The following is a 19,288-nucleotide window of genomic DNA, read 5'->3' as shown; positions in this document are numbered from 1 at the left end:
ATCAGATCACTTTCATTATAAATAAAACAATACTACGTAAGCTGGTCAGCATTACGATGATGCCTACCGCTACCATAATGGTTTTGGTAGATATTTGGTTAGATACCCTCGCCGCTATCGGCGATGCCAACGCGCTACCAATGATCAGTCCGGCTACGGCGTCCCAATGGGCACCGTTAAGCATGGTAATGAACATCAGTGATCCCATCAGCGCGATAAAGAACCTTGACAGTTTCACGGTACCTAAAGAGAACCTTGGGTTACGGCCACCGGCTATCAAACTCGATAACACGATCGATCCCCAACCACCGCCGCCAACAGCATCGATAAAGCCACCGCCTAAACCCAGTAGCGATATCTTTTTGATCTTATCTGCCGAGCGTTTACGCTTGGTCACAAAAGCTTTCCGTAAGATCACACCACCCAATATCAAGGTATATAATGATACCACAGGTTTGGTATAAGTGCTGTAATGCTCTAATGATGATAACATAAATGCCCCTGTCAACGCTCCAATGATACCGGGGATCAGCAGCAGTTTAAATAATTTCCAGTTGACGTTGTTCATCCGATAGTGCATCCAGCCGGCAATACCATTACTCATGATCTCGCTCAAATGCACACCCATACTCGCCGAGGCGGGTGGGATACCCATTGCCAAAGAAAAACTGGTCGACGTTACACCGTATGACATACCGATCGCACCGTCTATCATCGCCAGCACAAAGCCTGCGCCTAAAAAGTAATAGAAGGTGACCGGGATGTCGCGCAAAAACTGTTGCGCCGCCGGATCCTTGATCCAGAACGCGGTCACTACTACGACTACCGCTAATATAATTGACCCCCAAATGAGCCACTTAAAGTTCTTTTTAGCTTGCTCGGGTTTCTTGGTCTCAATGAGGACCGCCGTCAATTTATTTAACTGACGCACTTTTTCACTAAAGTCGCCCTTAAGAGAATTGCGTAGCTGGTGTACTTGGGTCAACGTATCATCTATCTCGTCGGGGATGCCATCGTTCAGCACTTCCTTGATGCGTTTAGCTACCGTTGGCGATTTGCCGTTGGTTGAGATAGCTATTTTAAGATTGCCTTTTTGTACGATAGATCCCAGGTAAAAATCGCAAAGCGCCGGTTTATCGGCAATGTTCACCAACAGTTTACGGTCGCGGGCTGATTGTCGGATATAGTCGTTCAATACTGGTTCTCCGGTGGCGGCTATCACCAGATCGGCGTTGTCCAGGTCGGTATCGGCAAAGGTCTTTTGCACTATGGTCAGTTGTTTATTGGCTGCGGCCAACTCGTGTATCTGCGGCAGAATGGCATTGGCAATAACGGTCACCCTTGCCTGCGGACTATTGTTCAGCACGGCCGTCAGTTTTTCCAAACCGATGGTCCCCGCGCCGATCAGCACCGTATGCAAATCGTTCAGCTTTAAAAACACCGGGAACAATTCGTTAGTATCCGGCTTTGTTAAAACCTCGGGCGTGATGTTATTCTTTGTCAGCGATGGCATAAAAATCTTTAATAGGCTGGTAATCCTTGTGCAGCGATACCACATCGCCCAGCACGATCAGCGCCGGGGCTTTTACCTGTTTCTCTTCAACAACCTCTATAATCGTATCAACCACACCAATGGCCACACGCTCGTTCTCGGTAGATCCGCTTTGGATAACCGCTACCGGCAGTTTACCGCGCCCCTCGTTCTGGTATAGTTTCACGATCTCTTTCAGCTTATGCACGCCCATCAGCACCACTACCGTAGCGCGACTGCGTACCGCATCATACAGATCGTTGGATAACAGACCGCTTGCTGTAGTGCCGGTCACCACCCAAAAGCTTTCGCTTAAACCGCGATGCGTAACCGGGATCCCCGCCAATCCGGGAACACCGATAGAGCTTGATATACCCGGAACGACCTGCGTAGGGATGCTGTAATCAGCCGCAAAATCCAATTCCTCGTATCCGCGACCGAATACAAATGGGTCGCCGCCTTTTAGACGCACCACATGACCGTAGTTCAATGCGTAATCAACCATTAGCTGATTGATGGCACTTTGCTCATAGTAATGCTCACCGCTGCGTTTGCCTACATAAACTTTTACCGCATGCTCAGGGGCAAGGTTCAATAATTCGTCGTTCACTAAAGCATCATACAAAACCACGTCAGCGGTTTGCAGAGCTTTTACACCTTTTATCGTGATCAAGTCGGCATCACCGGGACCGGCACCTACCAGCGTGATGCGGGGTTCTTTTATCTCGTTCATCCTTTTACCGCTTCCTCTCTCTTTGCTTTTACCTGTGTTAAAAATGCTTCGGCGGCCTGCAGGTATTCGGTCGCGAAAGCTTCGGTAGGTTCATTTTTGTTGATCTGCAATACCAACTCATCAAAAGTGGTATCCAACGCAAACTCATCTGTCGATACAAATAATTCATCAAATGCCTTGATAATGCCGGTCTGCGTGCTGCTGTTGCTGCCTTTATCTAACAACAAAGCTTTAGCCGCGCTGATGTAGACCGTGTAAGCGTGATAGATACTATCGGCAAAACGTTTTTCTTCATACGCCGCTTTTGTCCAGGCAAGTTTTTCATCGCTCTCGTATAACAAAGTCGCAACCAGGTCAATGATCACGCTTGCGCACTCGCCCACACCAATAGCTTGTTTAAAGGTCTCCTCGTGGCCCCAGTCTACAAATTCCTCTTCGGTCAGCGTGCTCAGATCAGCCAAAGGTTTTAATAACTGATAGAAATAGTCTTTACCGAATCGGTCGTAATAATCGTGGAAGGTCTCATCCTCTATCGAATTAGCCTTAAAGTCATTCAACACCCAGCGTAATACGCTGTCAGCACGTTTAGCGGGAACTTTGATAACACGATCAGCCGCGCGACCAACGCCATTGCCTACTGTACCGCCGCCCAGCATTACCTGCATAGATGGCAACACCTTAGTACCCGCTTTTAGCGAACTACCATGGAAACCGATGTGCGCTAAACCATGCTGTCCGCAGCTATTCATACAGCCGCTGATCTTGATCTTGATATCGCGGTTATTGACAAACTCTTCGTACTCGTTATATACCAGATCTTCCAGCACACGTGCGAAGGTCATGCTGTTGCTGATACCCAAATTACAAGTATCCGTGCCCGGGCAGGTGGTTACGTCGGCCAAACTATCAAAACCCGGTTCGGCTAAATGCACTTCCTTTAGGGCTGTATAAACATTTGGCAAAGCTTCCTTGCGTATGTACTTCAACATCAAGCCCTGGTTAGCCGTGATACGTATCTCGTCGGCCACCCAAGGGCGCAAACCTTCAACCAATTTACGAGCCTCGTCGGTCTTAACATCACCCACAGGCACTTTCACCCATACGCCATAAAAGCCGCTTTGCTTTTGTTCAAAAACGTTGGTAGCTAACCATTGTTCGTAGTGGATGCTATCCGGAGCAGCAAGCAATTCGCCGTTATGATCTGCCAATGAGGGGGCGGGTATGGTGTCGCGGTCTATCTTATAAGTCTTCACTTTATTGGCGACCTTTTCTAAGGCCACCAGTTTCAACAACTCCTCAATGCCGATCTTAGCTACCAGGAATTTCATCCTGGCCTTATTACGGTTATTACGCTCGCCATGACGATCGAACACGCGAATAACCGACTCGATGAACGGGATCAGTTCATCCTCGGGTAAAAAATCGTGAACGATGTGCGCGATACTTGGCTGTGCACCTAAGCCGCCGCCCAGCATCACTTTAAAACCACGCTCATCGCCACGTAATTTGGGGATGAAACCAAGATCGTGGATATAAGAGAAAGCGGTATCCTTATCATTAGATGAAAAGCTCATCTTAAATTTACGGCCCATATCCTGACAGATAGGGTTACGCAAAAAGTACTCGAAAGTAGCCTGCGCGTACGGTGAAACATCAAATGGCTCCAACGGATCCACACCCGCATTTGCAGATGCCGTTACGTTGCGTACAGTATTGCCACAAGCCTCGCGCAGGGTGATGTCATCCTGTTCCAGCTTAGCCCAAAGCTCGGGCGTGCGATCAAGACTTACATAGTGTATCTGTATATCCTGACGAGTGGTGAGGTGCAGGTTGCCGCTGCCGTATTCGTCGGCTATATCGGCAATGCGCAGCAGTTGTTTAAAGGTCACCTTACCAAAAGGAAGCTTGATACGCACCATTTGCACACCCGGTTGGCGCTGACCATAAACGCCACGCGCTAAACGCAAACTGCGAAATTTCTCCTCGTGTATCTTACCCTCACGGAACTCACGGATCTTGCGTTCAAGGTCGATGATATCCTTCTCGACTATCGGGTTCTCCAGTTCTGTTCTGAAGCTTTGCATGTTTTTCTTGTATAAAGGTGATATGAAAAAGCCCCTTAGGCATATGCTTTAGAGGCTGTTAATTAACGTGTTATAAGCGCTAACAATGCCCCCGGTCACTACACATGCAGCACCAAAAACCACCAGCCATAAATACGTTAATTACTTTCACGATGTAAATATATATACTCTACGGGAAAGGTAGTGTATTTTTTGAAAAAAAAGTGAGATAGGAATGCGAGTGCTGAATGTCAAATGCGAAATATTTTTTGAGTTTGTCATTGCAAGGAACGAAGCGATCGCGAACTATGCAAAACCACTCTGCTTATCCGCGATCGCTTCGTTCCTCGCAATGATAAGTTGGGGCTTAGCGATTCAGACACTTCCTCATACAAACACTATCCGGCAGATCCACATAAGGCCCATAAGAAGGCGTCACCCCATACCCAGACTTACGATACAATGCTTGTGCTTCGATATTTTTGCTACCTGTTTCCAAAACGGTGTAGCGATAACCCAATTCAGCTGCCCAGTTCTCCAGTTCTGCAAGGACGAGTTTGCTGATGCCTTTCCCGCGAGCGTCACGTGCAACGAACATCCTCTTTAACTCTACCGACTCGCTATCGAATGCTTTAAAGCAGCCACAGCCGACCGGGGCGTCATCATGATAGGCGATCACTACGGTATCTATTTGCTCGATGATGTTATGCTGATCGTAGCTGTCCATCAGATCGGCGTACATTTCGCGCAGGTCGGCATCCAGTTGGGTGATCAGTAGGCGGAAATCGGGGTTAGCAGAGGTGATGCGGTGGAGGGTGATGAGCATGGTGTAAAAATAATCATCACAAATAAAGTTTGATGCGTTATTGGTATATTTGTGTAACAAGAGAACGCGATGAAAGTGTTATTAGATATCAAGGATGCAAAGGCAGCTTCACTTATGGAGGTGCTTAACGGCTTGTCATACGTTAAAGTCAAAACTATCTCAGAGGAAAAAGCCCAGCTGATAGCTGAGATAAAGGAGGCTGTTGATAACTTGAAACAAGTTAAAGAGGGGCGTTTGAAAACGAGATCAGCCAGAGCCCTGTTGGATGAACTATAATATTGAGGTCATCCCACCGTTCGACAGACAGTTGAAACGGCTGGTCAAGAAGTACCCATCCATTAAACAAGAGTTCTCTGCGCTGATCGATAGTTTAGAGGTAGAACCTCATCAAGGCACCCCACTTGGCGACGGTTGTTACAAGATCCGTATTGCTATCCGGTCGAAAGGTAAAGGGAAAAGTGGGGGCGCAAGGGTAGTGACCAACGTGATGGTTACCGAGCAAACCGTTTACCTTTTGTCTATTTACGATAAATCAGAAAAAGCTAATCTTACCGATAAGGAACTTGAAGAGTTGTTGAAGTATGTGCCTTAAAAAGGCTTTCTCTCTCTTACAACCTTCCCAAAACATACTCCACCAAATGAGCTCGATCTAATAAAAACAGCGACGCAAATACCACACTCGCGATACCATTGGTGGTCATAAAAGCGAAATTCACGCGGCTTAGGTCGTTAGGTTTTACTAACAGGTGCTGGTAGATCAGCATAGCGCAGAAGAACGCGATACCGACATAATATAACACGCCAACCTGAGTAAAGAATATCGGCACTACGATGAACGCCGCCGAGAATACATGCAACAAAGTAGATAGGCGCAGTGCATTCACTTTACCTAAATAAGATGGGATAGAATGCAGGTTTTGGCTGCGGTCGAACTCTTCATCCTGTAAAGCGTAGATAATATCGAAACCACTTACCCAGCATAGTACCGAGAACGAGAAGAATAAAGGCAACCATTGGAACTCGCCGGTCACTACTAAGTAGGCACCGATAGGGGCGAGAGATAAGCCCAACCCTAATACCATGTGGCATAATGCTGTAAAACGTTTGGTTGCGCTGTAACCCAACACTACCAGTAAAGCTATCGGTGATAAGTAAAAACACAATGGGTTGATGAACCAGGTGGTCCCTATAAATAACAGGCAGTTAACGATAGTGAAAGTTAAACCCGCTTTGGCGCTGATACGACCGGCGGGGATGTCGCGCTGTTTGGTGCGGGGGTTTTTGGCGTCGATGTCGCGATCCAAGTAGCGGTTGAAGGCCATGGCCGAGTTACGGGCAAAGATCATGCACAATACCATCAGCACTAATTGCTGCCATTTAAAGGTATGGTCGGTAGTTGTCACCGCCAAAAAGAAGCCTATAAAGGCAAATGGCATGGCAAATATGGTGTGCGAGAACGTTACGAGCGAAAAATATTTTTTCATACGACCAAAATAGGGGTGCACAAAGGTAATAATTTATTGTATGCTGTATGACCCCTAGCATGAGGTGTGACATGGCGGCGACAAGTATATACAAGCATTCATCTTCTGCACTCCTATCAGGAATACCACCGTTAATTTGCACTATAATATTCGGGATATAACGCCTATTTCCGTAGTTTATTAGGCTCGACGTTTCGAAATAGTCTAAATTGTTGTTTCAAGAGATTTTTTTAAGTTTCAAATTTCTTTTTAATAAAAAAACAATTTAGATTAGCTTCAACAAAACAATAAACCTCAATTATTAAAGGAGTAACTAAAATGAAAAAATTTACTGAAGTAAAAGAGCTGATCGCATCTTTAGAAGCTGATGCTGACAAATTCTACACCAAAGGCAACAGCGCCGCCGGTACACGTGTGCGTAAAGGCATGCAGGACCTTAAAAATTTAGCCCAGGCTATCCGCTTGGAGATCCAGGATGCTAAAAACAAGGAGTAGTTATTGATAGCATTTTTACTCTTTACCCCATAAAAAAACCGCCGTCAGATCAACGGCGGTTTTTTTATTTTATATGTTTTGCGTTCGGGCGTTCAATAAGACCTTTCAGCTTTCACCTTACTTCAACTTCTCCGTCTCAGCCACTATCGCTTCAGCAGTTTTGTTGCTCACTTGTACTAATGGCAAGCGTAAAGTATCGCCGCAAACGCCCAAGTGTTTCAACGAGGTTTTTACACCGGCCGGGCTGCCTTCTACAAACATCAAGCGGGTGAATTCGATCAGCGAGTTGTGTAATTCGGTGGCTGCTTTAAAGTTGCCGTTAAGTGCGTGGCGGACCATGTCTGACGTGCGTTTTGGCAGAGCGTTGCCCGTAACCGAGATCAAGCCCACGGCACCGATGGCCATCATAGGCACGGTAACGGGATCATCGCCTGATATCAGCATAAAATCGGCAGGTTTATCGCGCAGGATCTGGTTGAAGATATCAAAACTGCCTGATGCTTCTTTGATCCCAATAATATTCTTAAACTCGTTGGCCAAACGGATGGTGGTCTCGGCGCTCATAGTGCTGCCTGTACGGCTTGGTACGTTATACAGGATGATCGGCAGGGGAGATACCTCGGCTAATGCTTTGTAATGCTGATAAATACCCTCCTGAGTTGGCTTGTTATAATGCGGACTTGCCGATAGGATAGCATCGTAACCCTCCACATCGAACGTGCGGAACTGCTCCACCACTTCCATGGTGTTGTTACCGGCGATACCGGCGACCAGGGCAACACGTTTATTCACGGTCTTGGCAGTAAATTCAAGAACCTTATGCTTCTCTTCCTTACTTAAAGTGGCGCTCTCGCCTGTAGTACCTAAGCTAATTAAGTACTCCACGCCGCCGTCGATCAAATGGTCGATCAGGTTTTTTAAACCCGGATAGTCGACTTGTCCGTCTGCCAAAAAAGGGGTTACCATGGCTACCCCTGTGCCGTAAAATCTATTCATTTTTAAATTAAAGTGTGCTAAGATAGCAAATAGGATACGATCTTAATAACCGGATGCCGTATTTAGTGGCGTGTTGGCACTACGATATCTGTTAGGCACAACCAGATCGTTCACGCGTGAACAAGTGCTATACGAAATGTGTAAATTATTGATAATCAGTATAGATTTTTTATGCCGTGAACACGGTGTAGTGAACGATGTTTGTAATGTGTTGATATTTAGTCACTTTCATTGGCGTTGAGAATTTTGGCCATGAACGATCATGAACGGTATAATTGCGGTCGCTTGGGGGGGCGACAGGTTGTACCGTTTTCTATTTCACCTTCTTAAAATCCATATCCTGCCAATGCAAACCGTCCGCTGTTAAAACCACATAGTCGTTATCTACTGCAGCCCGTTCTACAAAGCACCCGGTAAAGTTGGTTAGGGTGATGGTATAGTAGTTGAAGTTTTTATCAAGTTTGATATCGTTGGCGATATCGAAATAGACCCGTTGGTAGCATTTGCCCAAATATTCGGCATTCATCGGGGACATATCCAGTGCCGAGAATGTTGCCAGATAACCATTATCGGCGCTGTGTTTAAAAACGTCTTTTTTGCTGATCGTAAATTTTGTTGTCCGGGTATTTGTCGGCGCGTCAACTCCAATAAAGCCAAATGTGAATTCAAATTTTTGATCAAAGAAAGTGTCGCTCTCCGGCAATACTATTTTAAAGTAAACACTATCGTTAGATAGCTTATTGTCCTTATCTATCTTGTACTTAACTTTTCTGCTTTCTTGGGTCTCGCTAAGTTTTAAAACAGACTTGTTCACAACCGACCAGCTGCCTTTTGCTATCGTATCGCATAATGTACCCTCCATATGGCCCTTGGGAGTAGACCGCATGATCTGGAAGGTATGGTCATTGTAAAGCGTAAAAGTCCGCCCGCTTTTTGTTTGGTATTTAGATAGAACGGCTGGTGCAGCACGGTTCTGCGCAAAGACATGACCGTTGATCGCCAGGCATAGCAACAGCAATTTGATGGTTTGCAGGCTTTTCATTTAAGGTTATTTGATATGTTAAATATCAACTCCTTATTTCACCTTCGCCCAAACCTCGTGATAGCCGTTATCCGTACCATCTACATACAGCAAACCATTTTTGATCTTGTATTTGAACGAGAACTTCGGCTGCGCCGGTCGGCCGTAAATGTTGGGGGCGTTAAGGTCTATAGTCTCCACGTAATTATCGCCGTCTATAATGTAAGCGCCCGAGAAACTGCCTACCAGCATGGCGCCGCCCTGGCGGGTCTCGATCACTAAAAATTTATTATTGTTAATGAATTTAAAACGTTTAATGCCGGGCTTGCCGCCAATGGCTGTATCGGGCTGTAAAGTGGTAGCATTGCAAAGTTGCCAGGTGCCGGTAAGGGCGTCGTCGGCAACGTTGCGGGCATCCGGTTTGGCCGAACGGGCGTTAACGGTAATAAAAAGGGCTACAAAAGCAAGGATAAGGAAAGGGAACTTTTTCATCGCTGTCAGGTCTCGGGTTTTAATTGGTTAAGGTAAAGATGCGATAATGGGCGCGAATATCAAATAGATATTTGTCTACTTCAACTCCTCCAATATCTCATTCACCAACGGCACTGTTTGCACGCGGTTAAGCCCCACCTGCATTTTAGGGTGATAGAGGATCTTGATCAGTTGCTCGTCCATCTTAGACCAGGTAGGCGTGTCGAGACCGGCGCTATATTTATGCTGAAAGAAAATACTGTTATTGTACACGTCGGTATCGTTACCCATACCCAATGATTGAACGATCTCTTCCACTATCGCGTTGCGCTGCATTTTAAAAGGCTTGCCGGTGTTTACATAAATCACCGAATTGGTTATCGTATCCTTTGTGAAATTATAAGTGAAGTGCCCAAAAAATCTTTCGTTCATACCACCCAGTTCATTACCGAACCGTGGGAATTGGACCAAATTTTCGTGACTTGATAGTACGATATATGAATTAGCTTTGGCAGAGTCGGTCACCAGGCTGATCTTGAAACCGTCGCTAAAAAGCTTATTGGCATCCTTCACCACTTCTTTTATTTTTTCGACCTGTTGGCTGTAGGCGCTGTCTTTTACAATATAAAGCCGCATCTCCGATCCCCATTTCCGGGTGATGCGCGATCCGCCTTCCTCGCCGCCTAAGCACACCTCGTTAAAAAAGCTCACTACGTCCTCGTTGAAACGCTCGCGGGCTACCTCTTGCCTAAATTTTAAATTAGTAAAAAAGCTGTAAGATAGTGCTGCTATCAGCAGCAGCGAAGTGATGATGTAGATGCGGATGATCTTAGTTCTCATTTGCCCGGTCTATCATTAGTTTATCCAATTTTTCCTGCGTTAGCGTGGCCAGTACATCGTCCAGGTGTTGCCATTTCACTGTGCCATTATCTAAAAAGGCCTGCATATCGAACATCAGGGCTACAATGTGATCTGAGTAGTTGTTAATATTCCTGTCAAACTCGGGGTCGTCAAAAATATTGGTGATATATTTTTCAACGGTCAGTCCTTCGTTTATCCTCACCGGCAGAATAACTGCTACCGACTCGCCGTTTATTTTTTTGCCCACAAGTGGGCTGTATTTGATCATTTTTACTGATGCATCAGGTCCGGTCGTGCCAAATAGGTGCTATGGTTGAATGTTGTTAGCGATCTAACCGGAGGGCAAACAAGGGCTACTGTTTTTGCGCCAATATATACTCGCCCCAAAAGTCGGTCGGCTCTTCCAGATCCTGATTTAATATGCCTTGTTGAGGCGGCGGTGCATATTGCCATGTATTGCCGGGCCTGCCATCTTCGCCGCGACCATTGATCGTAATGTTGTAAAAAAAGCTTTTCAATGGAGTTAACGGGTCAAACAAGTGTTTTATCGGGATGGCCAACTCATAATTCAGTTCGCCATTGCTATCAAATTGTACCATCGCCTCAATATTGTTTTTATTGTTTATCGGGATGATCTTGAATTTGTGAGCTCTCAACGGCAAAGTGCGGTAGTAAGCTGTCTTATCGTCCACGCCTGCAATAGAATCGACAACATTTGGCATACCCGCTATTTTGATCTCTTTAAGGCTTGCTCTTAACATTTCATTTGCTTTGGCGCTTGCTGTATCTTGCTTTGTGTTTTTTGCAGATTTTATTGAGGCGGTAAGGTCATTCCCGTCGTTATCATAAGTTTTACCGGTCAAGCTTTTCCCGGCCGCTACTAATATTCCTTTACAACGCGGCAAAGGCATCAATGGAAATAGAACTACCGAACTTTTGGGGTCGTCCTTCTTTCCTGTGGTATTAAATGTGATGCTTACCCCTCCCTCAATTATCTTTTCTATAATCCGGGATCTTTTTGCATGCAGGATCAGGGTGATCTTTTCACCGTTGTTAGCTATGGTGTAGAAAGTCTCTATATTATTATTATAAGCCTGAAAAGAGTTCCCCCACTCGGTCGCTTTGCCATCTACAGATGCTTCGGTAGGGGCAATAACACTGACCGTTTGTTTAGACGGTAGTTTTTGCGCCGAAGCGTAAAACATACCCACACCGCAAAACGCTACAACTGATAAGGCTCTTTTCATGTGAAAAATAATGCTTAAAATGGTTCGGTCTTTAATTGCTTGTTTGGTCCCCTACAGATCTATCCCTATCCTTATCCCATGCGGCGCATTCAACGCGCCGTTGAAAGACTTGGCATACATCACCCTAAAGGCCAGGTATTGCACGCCAAAGCCCAGCTCTGTGTAGTTGCGCAGGGCAGGGGTGCTCAGGTAGTTCACTTTTAGTATTTCCTGCAATTTAAGTTGGCGGATCAGCGGCAGCTTGTTCAGGAAAAAGCCTGAGAAGTTTTGCTCAAAGTGGCCTTCCAGGTATTCGCTTGATGTGCTGTAGGTATAGTAGTTCAGCAAGGCAAATTGGTTGATGCCGCCATCAAAAGGCACGATCTGGTTGCCCGAGAAATGGCGATAGTCTACATAAGTGATATTTTTAACACCGAAGAATTTACCAGCACCCACATAGAACGACGACTTGCCGAACATGCCCATTTTGATGTCGCTCTTGGTGATATCGGCCTGTGCCAAACTGTAGCTCACATCCGAGCCGAATACGTTATCGAACGCGTGGGTAAAGCTCACATCTATCCGCGGGTACTTTGATGGCAGGTAACGGCGACCGTTGGGGTAGGTGGCGTATTTGTTGCTAAAATCGTAGCTGGTGCGCAGGCCCACTTTAAAGGCTTGGTTCTGTGCAAAAAGCGGCACCTCGGCATTGGGCACAAATGGGTTGTTGGATGTAAACTCGTTACCTTTTGGTTTAAATAAGCTAAAGCTGGCCGTGTTGGGCAGCCATTTGCGGTTGCTGTATTCTACGCTAAGGCCGCCGGTCCAGGTGCCGGCCAGGCGCGTGCCGATACCGAAATTGGTGAACTGCTTGTCATACAATTTTTGATAATTCTCGCGGAAGAGCAGGCTGTGTACGGTGTTCCACCAGGTGGTTAGTGATGTGCGGTTGTTCATGTCCAGCACGTCGCTGCCGCCGCTTAAACTGATGGATAGGTCGCGGTGGGATATGCTGGTCCACGCGCTGCCATGCCACAGTTGGTTGGCAAAACCGTAGCGCACCTTCCCGCCAAAGTTAAAGTAACGGTTGGTGGCGGTATCTATCTGTTTGCTAAAGTTGGCGGCATAATCTACCACAAAACCCTCTACCGTGTTGTATAACAACGACTTGCCGATAGAGTTAAAGTGCATGTAGGTTTTGGTGTTGCGGTTATAATAATTATAACCATTGCCGGTGATCAGCTTGCCCACGGTGAAGTGGTTGCGCTTGGCATCCAGCGAGTCGCGGTATTCTTTTGATTCGCGTTTGGCGGCCAGTACCTCTTTCTTTTTATAGTCGGTTATCTCCTCGTCTGTAAGCGGGATCGGGCGCGACGCTTCCCAATAAGACGAGTCTTTTTTGTTGACACCCTTGGTGATCCTCATCACCTCGCGGAACGAGTTTTTGGCGAACGTAGGCTGCACCTCGTAATTGCGGAAGATGCCGATAAAGTAGCCCGCAAATTTAAAGCCCAGCAAACCACCACCAAACTCAAACTTCACCGACGACGGCATCCATACCTTATCTACCGGCAAAAATTGTTGCTTGATCTTAAGGCTATCCAACAGAAAGATGTTAGATCGTTTGGCCATCACCAGGTCTACACTGTGTATGCGCCAGCTATCCTCCATAATATAAATGTAGCCATCAAAAGCCGGGTCGTGGTCGCGCTTGGGGATCACCTTGATCTTGTTGATGGTCTCGCCGTTCTCGGTAGTAAAACCGATGTATTTATAGTTGTAGTAAAACAGCGCGTTATCAGCTATGGGCGAGATAAAAGGACGGTTGCTGAGGCCTTCCCAATCCAGGCGGTTCTCGTAAAAGTTTACCTTCAGGTCTGATGCCCGGTTAAAGCTGAAACCCTGGTTACTGCCCGACACCTTAGATGATATCATCTCCTCGTGCTCCTCGTTAGGGCGTTTAAAAGAGTATTTTGATTCTGATTCGGACAGGTAAACGATCCCCGAACGGTTAGAGTCAAGACCGTTACGTTTGGCCATCTCATCCAGATCGCGGCCTAAAAAGGTTTTTGGGGTTTGCAGCAGTTTTTGCAGGCCCTTGGTGTACACCTCGGCAGTGTAGGAGTCAACCTCGTTAAGGTATTTTTTACGGTTTTTGATCGCCTTACGGATGATGGCATAAGCCGGATCTTCGCCGCCGGCACGTACGGTGACGTTCCTTAACTCATAAGTTTCGGCCGAAAGTTGCACGTTCATGGTCTCGGCGCCCTTAACGGTAACCGTTTTGCTTACCTGTTTATAGCCAATGGCTTTGTATAACAACTCATGGTTACCGGCAGGCACCTGCAAAGTGTATTTACCCTCGCTATTGGCCGATGTGCCGCGGGTGGTGCCCTTAACGTGCACACTTACAAAGGGTACGGTGTGGCCGGTCTCGTCGGTTATAACACCGCTAACGCCGCTTTGTTGGGCGAACGAAAATGTTGTGAACAGGACCGCGAAGAAGGAAAGTAGGATAGTTCTCATAAAAAAGCGCGTGACAAGGATGCACCTGCTAAAGATGCCTAAATTTCGTTTAAAACGGAATTTACACTTGTTAATTATTGTTAAAACGCGCTTTTACAAAATATTTTTGAGGTCGGCTACCTGATCTATGGTGGCGATGCCGCCGGTAACGTCCTTGCCGAAACCGTAGGATGCAAAAATAAAAGGCACACCCGCTTTTGCGGCCGAATCGCGGTCGCCATTGGTATCGCCAATGTAAACGGGGTTTTGCAAGCTATAGTCGCTCACTACATCAAGGATATTCCGGAACTTAGGCTGACCTTTAGTGCCGTAGCATTGGTGCCCTTCAAAATACTGGTCCATGCCCTGCTTGCCCAAAAATACCTCGATATAACCCGCCTGGCAATTGCTGACGATGAACAGGCGGTATTTCTGTTGCAGATAAGTTAAGGTGGACGCCAGTTCGGGGTAAAGGTCGCCGCCCAATTTGTACAGCACATCCAATTCGTGCTTAGCGCAGATGCCTTTAAACTCGTTACGCTTATCATCATCCAAATAAGGGAACAAGGTCTCGAAGATGACATCATAAGCCAGTCCGGTAATACTCCGCACATCATCGCGGGTAATGTCGCGACGGATATAGTCTACCTGCTCTTTAGCCCTTTGCCAGGCCACGACCACATTTGCGGTCGAATCCCAAAGGGTGCCGTCGAGGTCAAAGATGATGCTATCGAAAGGAGTGGTGCTGATCATGGTGGCAAAAGTAATAAAAAGACCTCCGGCCCCCTAAAGGGGGAGCGAAAACGTGATAAATAAATCCCTACTTGGGGAGGGGCGGGCATGGTTCGTGCGTAAATGCAGGGAGGGGTTAACCATGATGCATCGCGCCGAAACCCCTCCCCGCCATCGCTCTTGACAACCGCACCCCTCCCCAAGGAGGGATACTTTAATTTCCACACCGCAATTCCCCAGATCGGGCAATCACTTTCCCCCGGGAATACCTCGTCGTACTTAAAATATGCTGTTTTAGCGCGTTTACCTACTTTTTGCCAATTGGCACTACTGTTGCCTAATGGTTAATACCTGTTAATTGATACTGATACGTTTTAAATGCCCTTTCCCTTAAGGAATTTAAACTATTGATAATAAGAAGTACGAAATTGAATTGTGACGGTCATGGCTTGCGAACCTGACCCGAACACGAGTGATACCCAAACTTTGGTTTGGACTATTGACAAGTGCTGAGTGATATGGAAATTAAGCGCGGCCGCCATGGCTTGCGAACCTGACGGTCGTGCTGTAATTTAACAATTCCCTTGTTTTTCTGTCATTTTTAAGCTGTTAGCTTCCCCTTTCCCTGCGTTTTGGTATTTTGCCCGCTCATTTTATTTCATTTATGCGCGGCGGAGGCATCTTTAAGCTATTCTTAATTTTTAGTGTTGTTACTTTCCTGATGGACTGGTACGTGTACCATGGCCTAAAGACCTGGACCTTAGACTGGCAGAACAAACGCGCCCAGCAGATTCTCCTTTGGTGTTATCTCATTGTTTCTATTGGTGTTACGGTTGTCTTCCTTGGGGGCTTGTTCTTCCTGAGCACGGCTAAAGGGCTGTCGCACTTCCACGAGTATATGCTCAGCTTGTTCCTTACGTTCTTTGTAAGCAAGCTCATTTTTATAATTGTGATGTTTTTGGGCGATATCGGCCGTTTTTTTGCTGGTGTTGTGAAATATCTGAGTAGTAACCCCAAAAATGGCGAGCCATTTTTCCCATCGCGTCGCAAATTCATTAGCGAGCTGGCTATCCTGATCGCAGCTATCCCTTTCAGCAGTTTCTTCTACGCCATGTGGAAGGGCAAGTATCATTATAAGGTACATCGCCAAACTATTTATTTCGACGACCTGCCCGAGGCTTTTGACGGCTTTACCATCACCCAACTGTCCGATATCCATGCCGGTAGTTTTGATAACCCCGAAGCCGTTCAGCGTGGCATCAACCTGGCCCAGGCGCAAAAAAGCGACCTTTTTGTTTTTACAGGAGATCTGGTAAACAATGCCGCCTTCGAAATAGAGCCTTATATCGAACGTTTCCGTCAGCTAAAGTCGCCGTTCGGGCAGTTCTCTGTTTTGGGTAATCACGATTACGGTGATTACATAAAATGGGATAGCGAGGCCGAAAAGCACGCCAACTTGGAGCAGCTAAAAGTTAACCATTGGGCTATGAGCTATAAGTTGCTGCTGGATGAGCACGTAGAGTTGGAGAAAGATGGCCAAAAGATCAGCCTGATCGGTGTGCAGAACTGGGGCGACCATTTTGTACAGAAAGGGGACCTTAATAAAGCGTTAACAGGAGTAGACCCCAACGCCTTTAAGATCTTGCTATCGCACGATCCTACCCATTGGGAGAAAGTTGTTAAAGATCATCCGTCGAACATTCACCTTACCCTGGCAGGGCATACCCATGGGGCGCAATTCGGTATCGAAGCGGCCGCGCTACGTTGGAGCCCGGTGCAATATCGTTACAAGCATTGGTCGGGCTTGGCCGAGCATGCCGGGCGGTACCTTTACATTAACCGCGGATTTGGCTTTTTAGCTTTCTCGGGCAGGCTGGGTATCTGGCCGGAAATTACTGTGCTGACCCTAAAACGGAAGCGGTAGCACATCGCCATGGTTGTACGGCAACCAAACCGATACTACAGGCGTAATGTGGTTGTGAGCTACATCAAAATATTTTGGTGTTCTAACGGGTAAAGCGTTATATTTGAGACACTGACCTCCTCATCAGCAAAGCCTAATGTATTTTAAAAGACTGTTTTTGTTGCTTTTGTTGCTGATGGTGTTTTCCGCCGTGTTCGCGCAGTCGTGCCCGTCTAATCTGGGTTTCGAGGACGGTACTTTTACGGGCTGGAAACGTTACGCTACCAGGGCCGATTCGACCGGACTTCAACCAATAAACTGGGGCGACGAGATCACTGCACCGGAAGGCAACACTCATTTGCTACTGCAAAACAAGTCGCCCCAGGATAGGGATCAACATGGTGGTTTCCCGGTAAATAGCCCCAATGGCAGCAATTACACCTTGAAACTCGGTAACGAATTTGTATCAGGCGGCGGGCGTAATAATAGCGGGTTTGCAGAGCGCATCACTTATGATTTTATTGTGCCCGATGATGACTTCACGATGATCTACTACTATGCCGTGGTGTTTCAGAATATCACTGACCATACCGACGGCGAACAGCCTAAATTTACGGCCAACGTTATCAATCTCGAAGACCCGAGCGATCGGCCTTGCGGGTCTTTCAATTTTACTGCTACCGCCGGCTTGCATGGTTTTGTGGCCGGCCGAAGGGACAGGGCAGCTACGGTCTATTACAAACCCTGGTCGCCAATAACCATTCGTATATCGGGTCGTAAAGGCAAGCGTTTTCAGTTAGAATTCATTACCCGAGATTGCAGCAAGGGCGGCCATTTTGGTTACACCTATCTTGATTTTAACGAGAAATGCGTGTCACCCATCACCGGTAATAACTATTGCGCCGGTGCTTTTGATGGCGTTAATTTGACCGCTCCAGCCGGCTTTGAGAATTACACCTGGACCAACGCTAAGGATTCGGTAATAAGTAAGTCGCCAACACTAAGGATAACGCCTGCCCCGCCCGATGGCACCATGTATAAATTGCACATTATGCCTTACGAGGGCCTGGGTTGCGAAAATACGTTCACGGCCACCATCACCAAAATAAACGAGCCTTTCAAACTAAGTGTGGCGGGTTATATAGAGGGCTGCGCCGCTACGGGTGTAAACTTACGGGATCCTGCAATTACGCAAGGAAGCAGCTCGGGCCTGACCTTTGAGTATTATACCGACCCCGATGGGCAGAATTTTATATCCGACCCCGGCAAGATATCCCAGATGGGCGATTATTATATACGGGGAAGCAATGCGTACGGCTGTACAGACATAGGCAAGATACATGTGCAATTGTTTGAGGGGCCGCCGCTGAACGCGATCCCTCAGGTAGCCGTATGTGCGCCGAATACGATAGACCTGACCAAGGCATTTACCACCGACGATCCCGGCGTTGCCTTTGATTATTTTACAGATGCGGCCTTAACCGTTAGAGTGGCTAACCCTACGGCTATCGACAGATCGGGTTATTTTTACGTACGGGCAAGTTCGCGCGCGGCGTGTACTACCGTCAGGTCGGTATATTTAACGGTCGAGCCGATCATTACCGCCACAGACAAAGTTATGGCAGGTTGCCCGCCGCTTAATTTGCTGCGCTCTATACAGGATGGGGCCGAGAATGCTAACGGGGCCACCTTTCGTTTTTTTACCGATGCCGCCGCTACAAAGCCGGTAACGGCCCCTGCCATAATTACGCAAAGCGGTACCTACTATTACTATGCAGTTAACCGGTATGGCTGCATAGGGAACGTAGCTAAGATCGATGTCACTGTTTATCCGGTGCCATATTTTACGGTTTATGAACCGTTACCGGTGGTTTATCCCCTTACGGTAGATATTACCAGAACGCATACACGCGTAGCCAACCCCACTTTCAGCTATTGGACAGATGCCGCCTGCACCAAGCCATTAGCCGATCCGCAAAATATATCAGTAAGTGGCACTTATTACATCCGTGCTATAAACGGCACCGGATGCATACAGATAAACAAAGTGACCGTACTGGTGCAACCGCCGCCCGAGCCTAATATGATCGCGCCCAATACCTTTACGCCTAACGGCGATGGGGTGAACGATCTTTTCGCGCCTAAAGTTGAAGGTGTTTTTAACCTTAACCACATTAAAATATATAACCGGCACGGTAAAGAGGTTTTTACCACCAATAACAAATTTATGACCTGGAGCGGTCAGTCATCCGGCTCCCCCGTGCCCGTAGGTACCTACTATTGGGTATTTAGCGCCTTTGATGTCTATCGCAAAAAAGAATTTCAGCGTACAGGGATGGTCACGGTTATTAGATAGATTTATTGATCTTTAATTTATTTGTCAATAAATTGTCAATTAGCTAATGTTCGGTACTTGTTGATGCGGTTTTGGTCTTTTTACG

Annotated in this window: 18 protein-coding genes; 5 read left to right on the top strand and 13 right to left on the bottom strand. The window is 46.8% G+C overall.

Annotated features, from left to right (window positions below):
• Position 1 precedes the first annotated feature (1 nt).
• The 4 genes from IRJ16_RS07780 to IRJ16_RS07765 form a co-directional block, all read right to left on the bottom strand.
• Positions 2-1,513 (bottom strand): TSUP family transporter, encoded by a 1,512-nt coding sequence (locus IRJ16_RS07780; protein WP_194110991.1) that lies wholly within the window; start codon positions 1,511-1,513, stop codon positions 2-4.
• Entirely contained in the window at positions 1,491-2,264 is a 774-nt protein-coding gene (cobA, locus tag IRJ16_RS07775; RefSeq protein ID WP_194110990.1) for a uroporphyrinogen-III C-methyltransferase, read from the bottom strand. Before cobA ends, IRJ16_RS07780 begins: the two co-directional genes overlap by 23 nt.
• Positions 2,261-4,348 carry a HEPN domain-containing protein gene (locus tag IRJ16_RS07770; RefSeq protein WP_194110989.1) on the bottom strand — a complete coding sequence of 696 codons (2,088 nt, stop codon included), beginning with the start codon at positions 4,346-4,348 and terminating at the stop codon, positions 2,261-2,263. The genes cobA and IRJ16_RS07770 overlap by 4 nt, the downstream gene beginning before the upstream one ends.
• A 346-nt stretch (positions 4,349-4,694) precedes the next feature.
• Positions 4,695-5,153, bottom strand: coding sequence for a GNAT family N-acetyltransferase (locus tag IRJ16_RS07765; RefSeq protein WP_194110988.1), 459 nt, complete (start codon positions 5,151-5,153; stop codon positions 4,695-4,697).
• A gap of 69 nt (positions 5,154-5,222) precedes the next feature.
• Here IRJ16_RS07765 and IRJ16_RS07760 point away from each other — a divergent pair, with 69 nt between their 5' ends.
• Positions 5,223-5,429 (top strand): hypothetical protein, encoded by a 207-nt coding sequence (locus IRJ16_RS07760; RefSeq protein WP_194110987.1) that lies wholly within the window; start codon positions 5,223-5,225, stop codon positions 5,427-5,429.
• Positions 5,419-5,745 (top strand): type II toxin-antitoxin system RelE/ParE family toxin, encoded by a 327-nt coding sequence (locus tag IRJ16_RS07755; protein ID WP_194110986.1) that lies wholly within the window; start codon positions 5,419-5,421, stop codon positions 5,743-5,745. Before IRJ16_RS07760 ends, IRJ16_RS07755 begins: the two co-directional genes overlap by 11 nt.
• 16 nt (positions 5,746-5,761) lie before the next feature.
• Here the strand turns inward: IRJ16_RS07755 and IRJ16_RS07750 are convergent, their stop codons facing one another.
• Positions 5,762-6,637 carry a UbiA-like polyprenyltransferase gene (locus IRJ16_RS07750; RefSeq protein WP_194110985.1) on the bottom strand — a complete coding sequence of 292 codons (876 nt, stop codon included), beginning with the start codon at positions 6,635-6,637 and terminating at the stop codon, positions 5,762-5,764.
• A 318-nt stretch (positions 6,638-6,955) separates the two neighbouring features.
• Between IRJ16_RS07750 and IRJ16_RS07745 the strand changes: the two genes are divergently transcribed.
• Entirely contained in the window at positions 6,956-7,132 is a 177-nt protein-coding gene (locus IRJ16_RS07745; RefSeq protein ID WP_194110984.1) for a histone H1, read from the top strand.
• A gap of 117 nt (positions 7,133-7,249) precedes the next feature.
• On the opposite strand, the gene dapA is transcribed toward IRJ16_RS07745, so the two are convergent.
• The 8 genes from dapA to IRJ16_RS07705 all read right to left on the bottom strand — a co-directional run bounded on the left by dapA (position 7,250) and on the right by IRJ16_RS07705 (position 14,965).
• Entirely contained in the window at positions 7,250-8,128 is an 879-nt protein-coding gene (dapA, locus tag IRJ16_RS07740; RefSeq protein ID WP_194110983.1) for a 4-hydroxy-tetrahydrodipicolinate synthase, read from the bottom strand.
• A 313-nt stretch (positions 8,129-8,441) separates the two neighbouring features.
• Positions 8,442-9,170 carry a hypothetical protein gene (locus IRJ16_RS07735; protein ID WP_194110982.1) on the bottom strand — a complete coding sequence of 243 codons (729 nt, stop codon included), beginning with the start codon at positions 9,168-9,170 and terminating at the stop codon, positions 8,442-8,444.
• A gap of 33 nt (positions 9,171-9,203) precedes the next feature.
• Positions 9,204-9,641, bottom strand: coding sequence for a DUF4488 domain-containing protein (locus IRJ16_RS07730; RefSeq protein ID WP_194110981.1), 438 nt, complete (start codon positions 9,639-9,641; stop codon positions 9,204-9,206).
• A 75-nt stretch (positions 9,642-9,716) separates the two neighbouring features.
• Positions 9,717-10,460, bottom strand: a complete 744-nt coding sequence (locus IRJ16_RS07725; RefSeq protein WP_194110980.1) for a DUF2927 domain-containing protein — start codon at positions 10,458-10,460, stop codon at positions 9,717-9,719.
• Entirely contained in the window at positions 10,450-10,749 is a 300-nt protein-coding gene (locus IRJ16_RS07720) for a hypothetical protein (RefSeq protein WP_194110979.1), read from the bottom strand. The genes IRJ16_RS07725 and IRJ16_RS07720 overlap by 11 nt, the downstream gene beginning before the upstream one ends.
• An 85-nt stretch (positions 10,750-10,834) precedes the next feature.
• Positions 10,835-11,728: a hypothetical protein gene (locus tag IRJ16_RS07715; protein ID WP_194110978.1), complete on the bottom strand. Its 894-nt coding sequence runs from the start codon at positions 11,726-11,728 to the stop codon at positions 10,835-10,837.
• Between the two features lie 51 nt (positions 11,729-11,779).
• Positions 11,780-14,233 carry a DUF5686 and carboxypeptidase regulatory-like domain-containing protein gene (locus IRJ16_RS07710; protein ID WP_194110977.1) on the bottom strand — a complete coding sequence of 818 codons (2,454 nt, stop codon included), beginning with the start codon at positions 14,231-14,233 and terminating at the stop codon, positions 11,780-11,782.
• Positions 14,234-14,326: 93 nt separating this feature from the next.
• On the bottom strand, positions 14,327-14,965 hold the full coding sequence (locus tag IRJ16_RS07705) for an HAD family hydrolase (RefSeq protein WP_194110976.1): 639 nt from the start codon (positions 14,963-14,965) through the stop codon (positions 14,327-14,329).
• A gap of 643 nt (positions 14,966-15,608) precedes the next feature.
• Here IRJ16_RS07705 and IRJ16_RS07700 point away from each other — a divergent pair.
• Both IRJ16_RS07700 and IRJ16_RS07695 read left to right on the top strand, forming a co-directional pair.
• The gene (locus IRJ16_RS07700) at positions 15,609-16,868 is read left to right on the top strand and encodes a metallophosphoesterase (protein WP_194110975.1); all 1,260 of its coding nucleotides are present in this window, start codon (positions 15,609-15,611) and stop codon (positions 16,866-16,868) included.
• A gap of 136 nt (positions 16,869-17,004) precedes the next feature.
• On the top strand, positions 17,005-19,203 hold the full coding sequence (locus IRJ16_RS07695; RefSeq protein ID WP_194110974.1) for a gliding motility-associated C-terminal domain-containing protein: 2,199 nt from the start codon (positions 17,005-17,007) through the stop codon (positions 19,201-19,203).
• The last annotated feature ends 85 nt before the right edge of the window (positions 19,204-19,288 follow it).

The organism is Mucilaginibacter myungsuensis (assembly GCF_015222005.1).
In the GTDB taxonomy this organism is placed as follows: domain Bacteria; phylum Bacteroidota; class Bacteroidia; order Sphingobacteriales; family Sphingobacteriaceae; genus Mucilaginibacter; species Mucilaginibacter myungsuensis.
This window is presented reverse-complemented; position numbering and strand designations above follow the sequence as displayed.